This is a genomic window from Vreelandella lutescens (assembly GCF_014640815.1).
Taxonomy (GTDB): Bacteria; Pseudomonadota; Gammaproteobacteria; order Pseudomonadales; family Halomonadaceae; genus Vreelandella; species Vreelandella lutescens.
The window spans coordinates 47,311-64,609 of the sequence record NZ_BMHM01000009.1 but is presented as its reverse complement, the minus strand read 5'-3'; the positions used below and the strand labels follow the sequence as shown (position 1 = coordinate 64,609).

The 17,299-nt window shown below is 54.8% G+C and carries 9 protein-coding genes; all 9 read right to left on the bottom strand.

Annotated elements, in window-relative coordinates:
* Positions 1-110: 110 nt before the first annotated feature.
* Complete coding sequence (gene cysQ, locus IEW65_RS16765; protein ID WP_188640600.1) at positions 111-875, bottom strand: 3'(2'),5'-bisphosphate nucleotidase CysQ; 765 nt, start codon at positions 873-875, stop codon at positions 111-113.
* 66 nt (positions 876-941) lie between these two features.
* Positions 942-1,796 (bottom strand): UTP--glucose-1-phosphate uridylyltransferase, encoded by an 855-nt coding sequence (locus IEW65_RS16760; RefSeq protein ID WP_188640599.1) that lies wholly within the window; start codon positions 1,794-1,796, stop codon positions 942-944.
* Positions 1,793-3,490, bottom strand: coding sequence for a glucose-6-phosphate isomerase (pgi, locus tag IEW65_RS16755; RefSeq protein ID WP_188640598.1), 1,698 nt, complete (start codon positions 3,488-3,490; stop codon positions 1,793-1,795). The genes IEW65_RS16760 and pgi overlap by 4 nt, the downstream gene beginning before the upstream one ends.
* A 2,183-nt stretch (positions 3,491-5,673) precedes the next feature.
* Positions 5,674-7,266, bottom strand: a complete 1,593-nt coding sequence (gene pgm / locus IEW65_RS16750; RefSeq protein ID WP_188640597.1) for a phosphoglucomutase (alpha-D-glucose-1,6-bisphosphate-dependent) — start codon at positions 7,264-7,266, stop codon at positions 5,674-5,676.
* 32 nt (positions 7,267-7,298) lie between these two features.
* Positions 7,299-8,153, bottom strand: a complete 855-nt coding sequence (locus IEW65_RS16745) for a glycosyltransferase (RefSeq protein WP_229755610.1) — start codon at positions 8,151-8,153, stop codon at positions 7,299-7,301.
* A 191-nt stretch (positions 8,154-8,344) separates the two neighbouring features.
* On the bottom strand, positions 8,345-9,514 hold the full coding sequence (locus IEW65_RS16740; protein WP_188640595.1) for a phosphotransferase family protein: 1,170 nt from the start codon (positions 9,512-9,514) through the stop codon (positions 8,345-8,347).
* A complete protein-coding gene (locus IEW65_RS16735) occupies positions 9,492-11,837 on the bottom strand; it encodes a glycosyltransferase (RefSeq protein WP_188640594.1) in 2,346 nt (781 codons plus the stop codon). The genes IEW65_RS16740 and IEW65_RS16735 overlap by 23 nt, the downstream gene beginning before the upstream one ends.
* A 35-nt stretch (positions 11,838-11,872) precedes the next feature.
* The gene (locus IEW65_RS16730) at positions 11,873-14,149 is read right to left on the bottom strand and encodes a glycosyltransferase family 2 protein (RefSeq protein ID WP_188640593.1); all 2,277 of its coding nucleotides are present in this window, start codon (positions 14,147-14,149) and stop codon (positions 11,873-11,875) included.
* A 29-nt stretch (positions 14,150-14,178) separates the two neighbouring features.
* Entirely contained in the window at positions 14,179-17,160 is a 2,982-nt protein-coding gene (locus tag IEW65_RS16725) for a glycosyltransferase (RefSeq protein ID WP_188640592.1), read from the bottom strand.
* Between the last annotated feature and the right edge of the window lie 139 nt (positions 17,161-17,299).

Genomic DNA, 17,299 nt, shown 5'->3' with positions numbered 1-17,299 from the left:
CCGCGCTACGGGTGCCTACCTCAAGTGCCGTGACACCTATCAACACGGGGCAATTGCACGTACCCGTAGCGCGGGTGCTCACCGTAAGTGCAGCGAACAGGTAGCACTCGCTACGAATATCCCCACACCACAAAGGAGGGGTTTAAGGTTTCGGAGGGGTTTGCGTAGCTGAGCGGCTGCCCTTCTAATGTTTCCACTCGGCCGCCGGCGTAACGTACGACCGCGTGGGCGGCGGCGGTGTCCCAGAGGCTGGTGGGGCCTAAACGCGGGTACACGTCAGCTTTGCCTTCGGCAATCAGGCAGCTTTTTAGCGAACTACCTAAGGGCTGAATGTCGTACGCCCCCAGCTTATCCAGCCAGGCTGATAAGGCAGGGTTTGAATGGGAGCGACTCCCCAGCACACGCCATACCGCTCCTGGTGAGGGTTTGCCCGCCACTTGAATCACGTGGCGCTGCCCTTCAGCGTCGATCCTGAAAGCGCCAACGTCTTCTGCAGCGATATAAGCCGTTCCCAATGCAGGCGCTGTGACGACACCGATAATAGGCACTCCGTGCTCAATCAGCGCAATATTCACCGTGAACTCATCATTACGCTTGATGAACTCTTTGGTGCCGTCCAGCGGATCCACTAGCCAATAACGGCCATCTTGGCCTACCCCTCTAAAGCCCGCCACATCCTCTTCAGATAAGATGGGGTAAGTCAGCGAAAGCGCCTGCAATCCTCGCAGTATCACTCTATGCGCTGCCTGATCAGCTTCTGTCAGCGGGCTGTTGTCCACTTTTACCGTGACATCAAATGCTCGGCCATATACGGCCATAATGGCCCGGTCAGCCTCCTTGGCAATGGCCAGTACCTGTTCCAGTAATGCCTGCATAGCCCCTCCAAAAAGTAAAAAACCGCCCTGTGGGCGGTTTTCAAATACACAGCGTTTAACAGGCTGTTAAACGTCGTAGCCCGCTTCACGGGCGAGCGTCGTGTTGGCCTGTAGCCAGCCTTCAATGTGCCCGCAATCGAAGGTGCGGCCATGCATGCGGAATGCTTGCACGGTTTGGCCTTCTTGCATCAAGCGGTCAATCGCATCGGTTAACTGGATTTCATTGCCTGCGCCCGGCGGCTGGTCGCGCAGTAGCTCCATAATGCGGTACGGCAGTACATAGCGGCCAATCACGGAAAGGCGTGACGGCGCTTCTTCCGGCTTAGGCTTCTCCACCACGCCCCGCATAGTAGCGCTCTCGCCAGCGGCGGGCTCGTCGCAATCCACAATACCGTAACGGTAAACGTCTTCTTGCGGCACCGCTTCAACCATGATTTGGGAAGCATCGTTTGCATTCCAACGCTCTACCATGCTGCCTAAATCACAGGCGGTGCTGCCTAACTGAGGTTTTACCAGCACGTCCGGAAGGATAACGGCAAAGGGCTCGTCTTTATCCAGCAGGTGGGCGGCACAGAAAATCGCGTGTCCCAAACCTTTCGCGTTGGGCTGGCGAACACTGGTCACTTTCAGTTTTTTCGGCGAAATAGCGGAAAGGGTTTCCAGCAGTGCATCTTTACCCTTGCTGGCCAGTGAATGCTCAAGCTCAAAATGAGCATCAAAATGGTCTTCAATGGCCGATTTACCAGCGCGGGTAACCAAAATGATTTCATTGATGCCAGCGGCCAGCGCTTCTTCCACCACGTGCTGAATGAGAGGGCGATCCACCACCGGCACCATCTCTTTAGGAATCGCCTTGCTGATCGGCAGCAGGCGCGTACCAAAACCAGCCACCGGAATAATCGCTTTGCGTACTTGAGTCATTTACCACTTCCTTTTTCGTTACATTGCTGACGCCACTCACTCACTTTACGCAGCAGCTGAGCAGTACCGGGATCTTCTACATTCTGGTGTTCAATCGGCTGGCCCGCCAGGGTTTGATATAAGCTATTGGCTAATTGCTTACCTAGCTCAACACCAGGCTGGTCAAACGGATTGATGTTCCACAATACCGATTGAACAAACACTTTGTGTTCATATAGCGCTAGCAACGCGCCTATCGACCACGCATCTAACGATTTAAGGAGTATAACGGAGTTAGGCTGGTTGCCTCGATACCCTTGAGCCATGTACCCCCGTAACGCGGGTGGTATCGCATCATCTCCTAACGCAAATAGCTGCGACTGCGCTAAACAGTTCGCCAAAGTCAGTGCTTCTTGATCTTTTAAAGACGTGTTCGCATGCTCGAAAGCACTAGCGGTACGTTCTGCCACCGCGACAAAATCGGCGCTAACAGTATGTCCACCCTGATGTAATAACTGATAAAACGCATGCTGCGCGTTTGGCCCTACGTCTCCCCACAAAATAGGGCAAGTCGCATGGTTGATGGAGCGCCCATCCAAACCAACGCTTTTACCGTTCGATTCCATCTCTAACTGCTGCAAGTAAGCAGCCAAGCTTTTAAGGCGACCATCGTAAGGCAGTACCGCGTGCGTAGGAATATTCAAAAATTGACAATTCCAAGCCCCCACCAGGGCCATTAACGCGGGCAGGTTTTCGTCTAATGGAGCGGCGATGAAGTGTTGATCCATCGCATGCGCCCCTTCCAAGAGAGCATCAAAGTGCTCTACCCCAAGCTGCATGGCAACACTCACACCAATCGGAGACCACAACGAAAATCGGCCGCCGATCCACTCTTTGAACTCCAACTGATGCGCCTGGGGAATACCAAACTCAGTCATTTTATCGGGTTTAGATGACACACCCAGCAGTTGATAACGGCGAATGGTCTCCTCTTCCACTTCAAGCGCATCACTGAGCCATAACAGCGCCGTACGGACATTGAATTGAGTATCGGCGGTAGTAAAAGATTTTGACGCAAGCACCAGCAACGTTGTGGCAGGGTTCAATGTTTCCATTAAGGGCAGTAACTGCGACCCATCCATGGTCGAGACATAGTGCACGCCCACTTTGACACTGCTGGGGCGATCAGCCAGTGCCTCACTCACCAATTTGGGGCCTAAATCAGAGCCACCCACGCCAATATGCACAATATCAGTGATGGCTTGGCCAGTGGCACCAAACCATTCACCACTGTGCACACGCTGCACCAAATCTGCCATCTTCATCCGCTGTTGCTGGCAAAAAGTCGCGGCAGCTTCCATCCCCTTAGGCGGTGTAGAGCCCGCAGGCCACCGCGCCGCCATGTGCAGCGCAGGGCGTTTTTCGGAAGGATTCACCTCAGCACCGGCGAAAAATGCGTGGCGCTTCGTTTCCAGCCCACAGCTATGAGCCCACTCCACCAGCAACGAGAGCGTTTCATTGGTTAAGCGCTGCTTGCTGAAATCCAGATGTAGCGTGCCAAAGGTGAAGGCAAGAGACTCTGCCCGACGTTGCGCAGACTCAGTAGTACCTAGCAAATCACTGAGCGATTGAGCCTGTAGGCGCTCAGCATGAACGGCCAGAGCATTCACAGGGGTATAAACACGCTGAGTCGCAGCTGATAACGGTGTGTACATATGTCTTCCTTGATATACGAAAGGTGACGTAACCTACATTTATTAAGCAAGCGTCACGCCAGTCCATATCACTCCAGTGTTAATTACATAGTTTACAACATCATGAAAAACACGCGTAGTACGGCAGAACAAGTTATTGGCAAAATGCCCCCACTCAAGGGAGCCACCGGGAATAATCACACCTCGGTGCCATCACCGGCACTCCTGGCGGAGTGCTTCGCGGGTGCCTATCTTGAGTGCCACGAATCGTTAGAGTGGAGTGCCTGCATTAAGTGCCGTAGAACCACGTAGCGCGGCGTAACGAAAGAGCGAGAGAGGCACCCGCGGGGGCGGCGGGAGCCGCCTGGATTAAGCCACCGTGGATGATCACACCCCGGTACCATCATCGGCACTCCTGGCGGAGTGCTTCGCGGGTGCGCTCCGCTTACGCCGCGCTACGGGTGCCCTCCCTTGAGTGCCGTGAACCATTCGAGCGGCGTGCCTGCCACGTAGCGCGGCGTAACGAAGGAGCGAGAGCAACGAGCGAAAGAGGCACCCGCGGGGGCGGCGGGAGCCGCCTGGATTAAGCCACCGTGGATGATCACACCTCGGTGCCATCATCGGCACTCCTGGCGGAGTGCTTCGTGGGTGCGCTCCCTTGAGTGCCGTGAACCATTCAAGCGGCGTGCCTGCCACGTAGCGCGGCGTAACGAAAGAGCGAGAGCAACGAGCGAAAGAGGCACCCGCGGGGGCGGCGGATAGCCGCCTGGATTAAGCCACCGTGAAGCAGCACACCTCGGTGCCATCATCGGCACTCCTGGCGGAGTGCTTCGCGGGTGCGCTCCGCTTACGCCGCGCTACGGGTGCCCTCCCCTTGAGTGCCGCGAACCATTAGAGCGGCGTGCCTGCCACGTAGCGCGGCGTAACGAAGGAGCGAGAGAGGCACCCGCGGGGGCGGCGGGTAGCCGCCTGGATGATGCCACCGTGAAACATCAAACCTCAGTGCCAACATCGGCACTCCTGGCGGAGTGTTTCGCGGGTGCGCTCCGCTTACGCCGCGCTACGGGTGCCTATCTTGAGTGCCGCGAACCATTAGAGCGGCGTGCCTGCCACGTAGCGCGGCGTAACGAAAGAGCGAGAGCAACGAGCGAGAGAGGCACCCGCAGGGGCGGCGGGTAGCCGCCTGGATGATGCCGCTGTGAATGATCACACCTCAGTGCCAACATCGGCACTCCTGGCGGAGTGCTTCGCGGGTGCGCTCCGCTTACGCCGCGCTACGGGTGCCCTCTCTTGAGTGCCGCGAACCATTAGAGCGGCGCGCCTGCCACGTAGAGCGGCGTAACGAAGAAGCGAGAGAGGCACCCGCGGGGGCGGCGGGTAGCCGCCTGATTAGGCCACCGTGAATCATCACACCTCTATGCCACCTTCGGCACTCCTGGCGGAGTGCTTCGCGGGTGCGCTCCGCTTACGCCGCGCTACGGGTGCCCTCTCTTGAGTGCCGCGAACCATTAGAGCGGCGCGCCTGCCACGTAGAGCGGCGTAACGAAGAAGCGAGAGAGGCACCCGCGGGGGCGGCGGGTAGCCGCCTGATTAGGCCACCGTGAATCATCACACCTCTATGCCACCTTCGGCACTCCTGGCGGAGTGCTTCGCGGGTGCGCTCCGCTTACGCCGCGCTACGGGTGCTCACCTTGAGTGCCGCGAACCATTAGAGCGGAGTGCCTGCCACGTAGCGCGGCGTAACGAAGAAGCGAGAGCAACGAGCGAAAGAGGCACCCGCGGGGGCGGCGGGTAGCCGCCTGGAGTAAGCCACCGTGAAGCATCACACCTCAGTGCCATCATCGGCACTCCTGGCGGAGTGCTTCGCGGGTGCGCTCCGCTTACGCCGCGCTACGGGTGCCCTCTCTTGAGTGCCGCGAACCATTAGAGCGGCGTGCCTGCCACGTAGCGCGGCGTAACGAAGGAGAGAGAGCAACGAGCGAGAGAGGCACCCGCGGGGGCGGCGGGTAGCCGCCTGGATTAGGCCACCGTGAAGCATCAAACCTCGGTGCCATCATCGGCACTCCTAGCGGAGTGCTTCGCGGGTGCGCTCCGCTTACGCCGCGCTACGGGTGCTCACCTTAAGTACCGTGGGGCCACGTAATACGGCTTAACGCGCGGGGTGCCCACTTTGCTACCGCTTTACACCGCGCTACGTGAACTACTTACCCTTTCAACACGCTAGATAACAGTGTGGTGGCGCTTTCAATCAGCTCTTCCAGATGTTGCGGGCCTTTGAAGCTTTCGGCGTACACTTTGTAAAGTGACTCTGTGCCGCTGGGGCGTGCGGCGAACCAGCCGTTTTCGGTGGTGACTTTCAAACCACCAATGGCGGCTTGGTTACCCGGTGCTTTAACCAATACGGCGGTGATGGGGTCTCCGGCCAAGGTGGTATCCGTAATGCTCTCGGCGGTGAGGTTTTTGAACGCGGCTTTCTCTTCCGCGGTGCAGGCGGTATCTACCCGTTTGTAGAACGGCTCGCCAAAGCGTTCAGTGAGAGTTTGGTAATACTCGCTAGGCGTTTTACCGGTCACAGCCATAATCTCAGCGGCTAGCAAGCACAGCGCGATGCCGTCTTTATCGGTCGACCACGCCTCACCTTTTTGGGTGAGTAAGCTCGCGCCAGCGCTCTCCTCGCCGCCAAAAGCCAGCCAGCCTTCGTAGAGGCCATCCACAAACCACTTGAAGCCTACCGGCACCTCAAACAATTCACGGTTGTGCGAAGCCACCACGCGGTCAATCATGGAAGAAGAGACCAGCGTTTTACCGATTTTCAGCGAATCGCTCCACTGCGGGCGATGGCTAATCAGGTAATCCACACACACCGCTAAGAAGTGGTTTGGGTTCATCAGCCCGTTGGCATCCACAATGCCGTGGCGGTCGGCGTCCGGGTCGTTGCCAAAGGCGATATCGAAGCGGTCTTTAATCTTCAGCAGATTCGCCATGGCATCCGCGCTGGAGCAGTCCATGCGGATTTTGCCGTCGTGATCAGGCGGCATAAAGCTGAAGCTGGCATCAATAGTGGTGTTCACGACTTCCAGGTTCAGGCCGAAATGCTCAACAATCGCCTGCCACACGGGCAGCGCCGTGCCGCCCATGGGGTCCACGCCCAGCGTTAAGTTGGCTTTTTGGATTGCCGCCATATCCACCACGTTACCCAGCTGGGCCACATAGTGCGCGGTGAAGTCGTACTCCTGAGCGTAGGCAAGCGCCTCTTCTAACGGTGCTAGTGCGATATCACTCAGCTGGCGAAGCAGGTAAGCATTGGCGCGCAACTCAATCCATTTGGTGGCTTCTGTATCAGCGGGGCCACCGTGGTAAGGGTTGTACTTAATACCGCCATCTTCCGGCGGGTTATGGCTAGGCGTGATAATCAAGCCGTCCGCTTTCATGGCAGGCATGGCATGACGCTGCTGCGCGTTGTGCTGCAGAATCGCGTGGCTGACTAAAGGAGTGGCCGTATAACCATGGCCCTTTTCGACCATTACCGGCACTTTATTCGCCGCCAGCACCCGCAACGCACACTCCCAGGCGGGGCGTGAAAGCGCGTGAGTATCCACCCCAAGGAACAGCGGGCCTTGGTAATCTTCCTCTTTGCGGTAATCCACCACCGCCTGGGTAATAGCGATTATGTGCGCTTCGTTAAACGTGCGCTCGGTGGCACGGCCACGGTGGCCCGAGGTGCCAAAGGCAACTCGCTCTTTCGCCACATTGGCATCTGGGGTTTGGTCAAAAAAAGCCTGAATAATGGCATCCATTCTATTTACTCCCTTCATCAAAATTCTGAAGCTTAATGCTGACGCGCCTGCCAAAAATCGACCGCGTGTTGAGGTGCACCTACGCGCAGCGCATCGGCAGCTGCTTGTTGCGCCATGTTAGCAGTCGCCTCAGGATTATTAAGCAATTGTTGCAGCGCGGCTCGCCACTCATCGGGGGTATCCCCCACCAGCAAGCCATTTTCACCGTGGCGCACTACCTCTGTGTAAGGGTAGCGATTCGAGTAGATGCCCACGCCACCCATCGCCGCGATGTCTAAAAACTTAATAAACGACTTCCCCTCGTTAAAGGGAGTTTGCAATAACGGTGCCAAGCCAATATGCACCCGCCGGCTTGCCTGATAATGGCGAAAATCCTGCCACGGCAATGGGTCTGGCGTTGAGGTGTTGGGCAGAGAAGCGAGTGCCGTAGGCGTATGCTTACCCAACATTACCTCGCACTGAATATCCTGGCGTAGATTGAGCAACGCCCAGAGTGCCGGGGTAATATGCAATAGATCCTGCATGTGCGCGCGCGTGCCATGAAAACCGATTTGCCAAGGGGATTGAACCGAAGGCGGCTCATCGAAATGCTCAAGCCTCGGCAACGAAGCGATTAACGGCGGCGTTAAGACGGATACATGTTGGTGCAAAGCCGAAAAGCGCGCCGCTAATGCATCGCTACAAGCCACTACCTCATCACACAGGGCCAGCAAGGCGGGTTGCCGTTTCGCGATCCCCGCCATACGCTGGCGGTAGGCCGCGGGCAGCGTGGCATCGTCAGCGGCGGCCACAATATCGTCATCAATTAGATACACCACATAACCAAACGCATGGCGATGGCGCGCCAGCCAGCGTAGCCAGCTAGGGGGCAACGACCGGCAGAGCAACAGATTTGCTCCGGCGTAACGATGTAATAAGTCGCTCCCCTTCCACCGAGCTGCGGCAAAGAAACGAGAGGCGATAACACGTTCAATACACACGCCCTGCTGTCGCAGGGAATAGGCCGCCGACTTTAAAAAATAAATATCTTCTGTGGGCTTCGCACCATCACTAAGAACAAGCCAATTGTCAGGGCGCTTCACAGGGCACCTTCAACATAGCGTGCTATTTCTTTCGCTTTTTCTGTAAACCGAAACTTCACATCCTCAACTAACCCAAGCCAATAACTAAACACGGCAAAGCCCAAGCGGAGGTCAATATGGTGAGGCAGGTAACTAAGAGCCTGTGTAAACGGCAGCCCTCTTAAAAAGCAAGCTTCGTCATAGCCCACAGGGAGCATACCCCAGCGATCCCAATCAATGAGTACGGGGTTCTTACGATCTTTCGCACGGCCATGTTTCGCACTCACGTGTTCCGTATCGCTTTTTTCGGTGACAATCACGTTACCAGCGTGAAGATCACCATGCGAAAGCACACAAGGCAGGTGTTTTACGCACCGTCTCAGCTTAAGCATAAAAAGGACATGGCGAACATCGAAGGTCAACAACGACTGCCGTAGTACTAGGCGCTGCAAGTCAACCAGATAGGCCTGCTGTGGATTAATACGGCGTAAAGCAGGGATGGAATGACCATGCAATTGGCCCAATATATCAATAACTTGCTGACGCACCTGCTCACTCAATAGCACCGCAGCAGAAACCGACACCCCATCGACATACTCATACGACAAGCAAGGCTCGGCCCCCCATGTACTAGAAGACGGTAATAATGCGGGAGCTGGCAACGCCAATGGCGTAATCACTTGCTCATAAAAGGCCGACACATCTTGAATATGTGCCGGAGAGGCTGCCAGTTTAACCAAGGTATCCGGGAAATCATCGCCGCGCACGGCAACGGCGGTTAACTCAGCGTTACGCTTGAAGAAAGGTTTAAAGTGACTAGCCCCCGTGCGTTCCAGCAAGCTGGCGAGAGGCGCAAAAGCAGTATGATGATTGGACGGTGCCGCCAACCAAGCGTTCGCGCCTACACGCTGTGGGCTACCCGGCAACGGCTGACCGCCAGAGGTAACTTCAACAATATCTCCCGGCAGTAGGCGTAAAGGGGCGTTAAACCCAACCGTGGTATCAATACCCAAGGAAGTCTGAACATCCTGCCTTTCACGCCAACAAAACGCGTTAAAAAACTCACTGCCATTCACAGAGATACAAACGCATGAAGAGGTCGCGCACCACCCGCGCACGCCCGTCTCATTAACGTTGTCGATAGCACCTTGCGCAAGTGCAGCGTTAGCGGAGCGAAAAATCTTCATGCACCAGCGTTAAATTAGGATTATAAGCAGGATCGCTATCTAACTGTTTACCCCAAACACGGCGCATATAAGCAACTTCACTTAGCCAGCGTGCGCGCTTAGTAGGCGTATCATCAGCGCCGCGTGAAATGGACTCATGATGGTAAAGTTCCGCGAAGGGTGTCCATAAATTACGGTACCCGGCTTCACGTACTTTCAAGCATAAGTCCACATCGTTATAAGCAACGGTAAGATCTTTTTCATTCAAACCATTAACATTGTTAAACACATGCCTACGCAGCAATAAACAAGCAGCAGTCACTGCTGACAAATTTTGAACGACTTTTAAACGACCTGTGTAGCCATCGCTTTCACGAGGGAAAAAGCGATGCGCATGGCCTGCCACATCGCCTAACCCAAGGATGACACCGCCATGCTGCAACATTCCATTAGGATAGTAAAGTTTCGCCCCCACACAACCAATCTCAGAACGGCAAACTTGGCTAACCATCTCCGTCAACCAGTGCTCATTCACTGGCTCAATATCATTATTCACCAAGCCAATAATGCTGCCATGAGCGTTAGCAGCACCAAAATTATTAATGGCTGAATAATTGAAAGGATGATCCCAATGCAGTACACGCACCCGCGGGTCACGCTGCTCTACTTCACGCATATAAGCCAGCGCTTCAGGGCAGTCGCTTTGGTTATCTAATATCAACAGCTCAAAATGGGTATATGCGGTGCGCTCTAAAATAGCATCCACGCAAGGGCGTAGGATATCCACACCGTTGCGAGTAGGTACTAACAAACTCACCAACGGTGCAGGGTTAGGAATCGGCCACTCAATACGTACAGAATGCTCGGTTAATCCTGGATGCACCACCGCTTGTGCACTTGCTACGTGCTGCTTCAACACGCTATCAACTAAGAACACCGCGTCTTTCTGAGATAGTCCATAGTTAAACAGCGCGTTGCGATGGTACAACATCTTTGGCAGATGATAGACAGCACGCGGAGTTCCATGCGTGCTCTTCCACATTAAAAACGTCAGCGCCAGCGCATAATCGACGGCCGCACGATTCGTTAAATGTGACAGTAAATCAGCCTGCTCTGCCTCTAGCTGCCATAGCAACCGGCGCTTATACAGCGCCAAACGGCCAATATAGTTGGTCGACAATAACAGGTCTGGGTTCCAATCAGGCTTGAACGACGGTTTAGAACGCACACCATCGCTACTAATAACATCTTCATCGCCATAAAAAAGCTGTGCGTCTGGATAGTCATTCCACGCATTTGCTAACTGGCTAAGCGCTTCTTTGGCAAGCTGGTCGCCAACACTAATACGCATTACGCCATCGCCATGCGTCTGGATGAACCCCTGATGATCTAATTTGGCATACGTACGGTGATAACTACGAATCATGCTGACACGGCTAGACGAAGGAATATAACGCTCCAACGTGCGTCGCTGTACATCCGTAATATCTGCGGAAAGTACAATAATGACTTCCCAAAAAAAGTAACTTTGCGCTTTTAACGAGTCAATGGTGGCAACAAAGTACTTCTCCCCACGTTGAAAATCTTCATGCGTAACCGGCATCACAAGAGAAAATAGCGGCGCATGATGCAAGCCAGCAATCAGCTGCTGAGCATCACAACTGGTTTCACATTCGGTCGTTTCAATCCAGCGAGCATAATCGTCGTTAATATGCTGTTTGGCGTGCGTTTGGTCATAATCTGCGAGTGCCACTGTACGCCACCAGCAGCCTTTTGCCACCGACGCAACATGCAACTGCCTAATCACCTTGCGGGTACGCAGCCCCTTATAGTCGGGATGATTATTAATCAAACGACGCGCCAAGCGGTTATGTGCAAACCAAGGCGTCAACCATACCCACTGCACGGTAGCGGCGCTTAGCGCTTCAGTAGAAGCACTAAAGGAGAGCGTGATATCGCGAACGCCAACCGGCACCCAAATAATACGTTTCGTGGTTTTACCAGGCCGTAGTGAGACCGAATACTCAACGGTACGACGGCGCGTGTAGAGCGTTAAAGTGGCGGCACCGTGCGCATCGCCTTCTAGCCCATCAAGCTCAATCATATTCCAGCCCGGCCAGGGGCGGTTACCCACGGCTCGGCACTGGGTGGTCTCGTATGCTGGAGTCTCAAGTGCTTGGACTTCCTGCTCAGCGACATCACGCCCCTCAGTGGCATGCTCGCTGTTAACCGCAGGTGGCGCTATTACGTGCAACACCGGCTGACGACGCCAAATGGGCGGCATGTTAATAAAGCGGCCAACTGCCGCCATACACTCTTTTAAACGAACAATATGCTGCCTCATTACCACCTCAAGCTAATTCATTGACAAGGCAACATTTATGCAAATAGCGTACGTGCAGTGTAGTCCCACTGAAGCACGCCAACTGCCTGAAGATACTCATCGGAGGCGATGATACGCTTTTCAAGCACGCCTTCAAACGCCTTCTCATCCAGCTGCGAGCCCTTGTGGCGTATCATTTCGTCCAAGCTGTAAGCCACCGTGGGCACTTGCACAACAAAACGGGCATTTGTTTGTGCGGCTAAATAATCAGGGGAAACCGCAGCCACCAGTGCAGGGTCAACATTGCCAGCACTGTGAGCAAACACCACGCGACGAAAGATTCTGGTGAGATAGTTGAACATGGAGTAGCTGGAAGAAGAGCCAAACAAGAGGCACGTCCCTGGATTCAATGCATCCGGGTACTCCATGACCAGTAAACGTCCAAAATTAGGCAGGCCGTTGTCATAGGTTTTATAACGGGTATGGGTGAACGAACTCAGCACCTCTACTTCAGATACCTGTTTGGGCGTCAGCTTATTGCCCAGGTCGCCCCCCATGGCTCTCACTTTATAGCGATCTTTGGCGAATACCGCTTCGCATGACGCCTTGTCCAGCCCCAAACGTTCGGCTAACGCAAGCGATGCGGATAAAGCACCTTTATGCGTCCAATGGGTATCTGTGGGAATAAAAGCGCCGTCGCCTAGTGCTTTAAGCTCTGAAACGGGGTACACCAATTCCTTAGCGGCTTCTAAAGCCAACACCTGATGCATCGGCCCAGAAGCGCCCTCCTGAAACGGATGGTACAGGGCCCCCATCACACTCTCTTTAGAAGGAGCCACTAACAGAGCCCACGGCTGGCTTTCTGCCGTCACTACAAGCTGGCTTAAGTACTGACGCCACCCTTCAACACCTTCAGGTGTCAGGTGCATTCGGCCGGTGAATTGGTCCACGCTACCATTGGTATCGTTATCCAGAAACAGCCAGCCTTGCTTACCTTCCAACACCTTCAGCGGCTGCGATGCTTCTACGTCTAGCGTATCGACACTCACTTCTTGCAAGGGCCAACGCTGGTCATCTAACGCTAACCATAAACGAAAGGCACCCAGTTTGGGGGGCACAGTAAAACGAAAACCACAGCTACGCTGGGGGTGCTGCTCCGGCGAGACCGACAACACATTCTTAATCACATCCGGACGATCAATATCCAGCGGGTAGCATAGTTCATAGGTAGGCAGCCACTGGGCAATAATACGCACTTGAGACTGCATTTCAGCGAGGCTTTCCGGCAACAGTAACCAGCCCTGCACAACTCTTCCAGAGGGCAGAAACCGAGAACCACGATGCTCAGAGGGGTAATCTAACGACCAACGCTCGATAGGCGCTTGATCGCTGTTTGGCGTAGTGGATGCCCACTCCTTCACCCGGCGTTTTAACCAGCGTGTTAAATCATGTCCGGTAGAGTGCTCATCGGCACTTTCAGGCGTGGCCTGCTGCTTGTCGGAAAGCTGCTGTAACCATTTCATCTTCTGTTTAACCTTAGGCGCGAGTTCAGCGGCCATATAACACGCAGTATCGTTGCGGTCATGGCGCATAAAATAGTCGCGCTGCTTCTGATAGTTAGGCGTGGCGGCACTACCGCGACGCGCCTTACCTAAAATAAATTCTTCTACAGACTTCACAAGATAGTGATTAATACGCGCGCCTTCCCAACAGACCTGCTCGCTTAAGCCAACGCGCACGGCCCCATCAGGAGCACGACGCTCGACCAAGGGCTGCCCTTGACTGTTGATATAATGGCCTCGCTGCAAACGAGCAATATGAGGGTTAAGAAAACGATCGACGTAATCAGGACGCACGATGCTCTTAATATGGTGGTTTGGGCCAAAGCCACGCTCAGCACGTTGTGTGAAACGCTCAATCACTAAGCCATCTTCACGAAATTTCGCACCATTAGAACCAAAGCATGCCCAATTTAACCCCATCGCCCCTACCTCAGGGTCAGCAAAACGCTCACCTAACCACTCTACCAGCCCATCATCTGTAGGTAATAAAAACTCATCTGCATCAATAAACGCAACAAGATCAATCAACTGAGGACACTTAGCGAGCAACTGCTGGTAAGCCGATAACTGAGGTGGCTTATCTTCAGTAGGCACCGAGATCAGCGTCACAATACCTGCTTTTTCTAGCGCCTCCAGCCACGCGAAAGAGCCATCATCACTGGTATTATCAGCGATCAAGAAATGGCTAGCCCCTACCGCCAAGTGGAAAGCGATCCACTCAGGCAGGCTATCTCGCTCATTTTTGACGATGGCCGCCATTGCAAGCTTCAAATAGACCTCTATCTGGGGTGATATCGATGTTATGTATCCGCTGTTAAAGCAGATACGCCCGTTTTCCGATAAGCCCTTGCCAGCGCAGCCACCAGCTCCGCTGAGCTAAAACACGTTTCTGCCCGGCGCTGGGCTGCTTTGCCAAAACGCCGACATTGAGCAGGAGCCATGGCTAATTTCGCCACCTGTTGAGCGGCCGCAAAAGGCTCACCATAAGCCACTAAATGGCCGGTTTCACCCTCGATAATTAACTCCTCAAGCGCCCCCCAACGATAGGCGACAACGGGCCTACCCGCCGCCATCGCCTCCAAAACAGTACGCCCAAAAGACTCTTGAAAGCGCGAGAGGTTCACCACAATATCCAGCTCAGCTAGCGCCTGCTCCGGCCGCTCAACATAACCTGCGAAATGAATATTCGCTGGAGCACGCCCCTGCGCCTGCCGACGAAGGAGCGCTTCTACTTCAGGAGAACGAGCGCCGTACAGCACAACAATAGCAAACGGAGCCAACGACTGAAGGTGCCCCGCCATGGCCTCCAAATCGTCTATTCCCTTTTTAGCCACGTTACTACTGAGCATACCGACACGCACATTACCGACCCGCTCACCCGGCGCAAACTGAACGGGAGGCAACGCCAATAAAGGCGGCATATGAATCGTATTGGGCACCACACACACAGGCACCTCAGAAGGAAGCGCAAACGCTTTCGCCACACACTGTGAGTTCGCCAAGAGGATATCTGCCTGAGCATGCACATGGGAAACCACTTCTTCTGGGGTGGCCCCTAATAGTTCGCACAGCGCCTCATCGTGCTTCGGCAACTCACGTACGTGCACCAAAGCAGGAATACCCGCTCTTTTGGCGGCCACATAAGGTTCATGCAGCACGCTGGTATTACCATGCACCGCTTTCACAGAGTAGCGATGAATCAACGCCTCAAAATGGCTAACAGTCGCCTCTACCGGCGGCTTACCTACTTGCCACCAACCATAAGGGAGAATAGCCAGCGCACAGCAACGCTGCATAATAGCCTGCTCGTAGGCCTCATTATTAGCCTCTGGCAGCGTTACCACGACATTCCAGCGCAACGCGCTAAAGGCTTCTAATACATCTAACAAGCTGCGTTCAGCGCCATAGTGGGTAGCACCCGCCTGATGCGCGCACAGCATAACCGTTGGCTGCTGGGCAAATACCCTTTCGCCTTCCCATACCGGGAGCGGCGCATACCCCAATGCACGCCCTTCGCGTAAAAAATGCGCTAAAGGGTTTTCTGGTTCAGTACACCGCTCAGGATAGCGCCGCCGATAACCAGAGCTAGAGAAATCAGGCCCAGGGTCACGCCCTTCCGCTGCGCCGCTTTCCCAGTAATGACGCAGTGGTTCAACCGGCGTTTGTTGTAAATCGATATACCGGGTTAAGTACCAACCCGGGTCGAACAGCGTCGACTCGCACACACACTCAAAATCTGTGGGGTGCCCATTACGCGGGGCATCCTCACGCAACATGGCTAAAGGAGCGCAAAAAAGGCGCTGCTCCGGGACACGAGGCATATACAGCTCAGTGGCCTCTATGGCCGCCGAATGCCAAGCGCTGGCCATCTGCATATACCGAAACCGGGCTCCTGAAAACTGGCTGACCAAATGCGAGTTGGCGTGCTGGCTTAACGACCCCTCATCCGCCAATCCAAAGGCCAGCGGCACACCAGGCAACACTTCCAGCACACTTCCCGCCCCAAACCCCGCTTCCACTCGTAAACGCCACTCGGTATCCGCATTAACGCTGACCAAATCCCAATAGCCTAAGGTATCGAAGGTCGCCCGGCGCAGCATCAGCGATGACATATTCGGATAGACCCAGCCATACTCATCTAATCGCCAACGGTGAAAATGGAGCGCAGGGGTCACACGTACCCAGTGAGATAAACAGGCCGGAGCATCTGGGTGTGCTATCAATGCCTGAACCTGATGCTGCAATTTCTGTGGATGAGACCAATCATCGCTATCGTGCGTAGTCAAAAATTCGCCGCTTGCGGCAGCCATGCCGGTATTACGCGCCGCGTAAGCACCCTGATTATGGAAATGCCTAACCACCAACAGCTGTACATGCTCAGGCGCTTCCTGCTGTAACGCCTCCACCACACCCACACTGCCGTCTTGGCTGGCATCATCCACCACAATAATTTCCAGGCGCACCTCTTGCTGGGCAAATAGGCTACGCAGCGCCGTCGCAATGGTCAGCTCCGCGTTATACAGCGGCACAACGACACTAATGAGCGGCCCTGAAGCCGCTGCCGCAGTTGGCACAGGAGCCGCCAAGTTATTTAGCCCCAATGGCTGTTCAGGCATTCGTAACGCAAGCGGCGCAAGGCCATGAGTGTGAAACAGCGCATTTAACACCGCTAAAGGCTGCGACTGCGGGCCAGGCGTCAAACGAAGCACATTGCTACGTGCCAGGGCGGTATCTGCCGCGTGAGGAAAATTGGCCTCTAAGAAAGCCAACGCTTGAGGGGCCATCTGCGATAACCGCTGAGTGTTAGGTTCGCGGCAGCATGCATCAATCACCAACAGCGCGGGGCCAGGTTGGTTCAGTTCGATTAAATGCCCACCAGGCATCAGGCTATCAATCACCGCGTCCCAACGACCTTGCCACGCATACCAGCGGGCCAGCGCCCAACGCGCCGTGTGCTGCTCTGGCGTATTCGCATTATCAGCGCTTAACACACTGACCAAACGGGGAAGTACCACACTGCTGGCACCTCGCCAAAGCGCATGGTCCCAGGCGAGCGCACGGTTACGATAAGGCAGCCGCCCTTCGGTTTTACCGTGGTACTGGTAATGCTCCCATGGGTCGATGCCCGCGGCCGCTACATCCGGGTATGCCGAGAGATACCAAGCCGCATCAAAATGAGCAGCCGCCCCCTCAGGCGCAACGTATCTTTTGGCCAACGTAGCGGACTCAGCCACCTTCCGACGACCCAGTTTGCTCCACCATTTCGCCAGAAAAGAGTGCATAGCCACCTATTGATTAGCAAAAAATCGACCGCTTTCCCCATAGAAAAGGCCGTCAAACCAAGGCTTGACGGCCCAACCAATACGAAACAGGGCAGCAGCTTTTATGAGTAAAAACCGGAACCTAGATGCACTATATCAC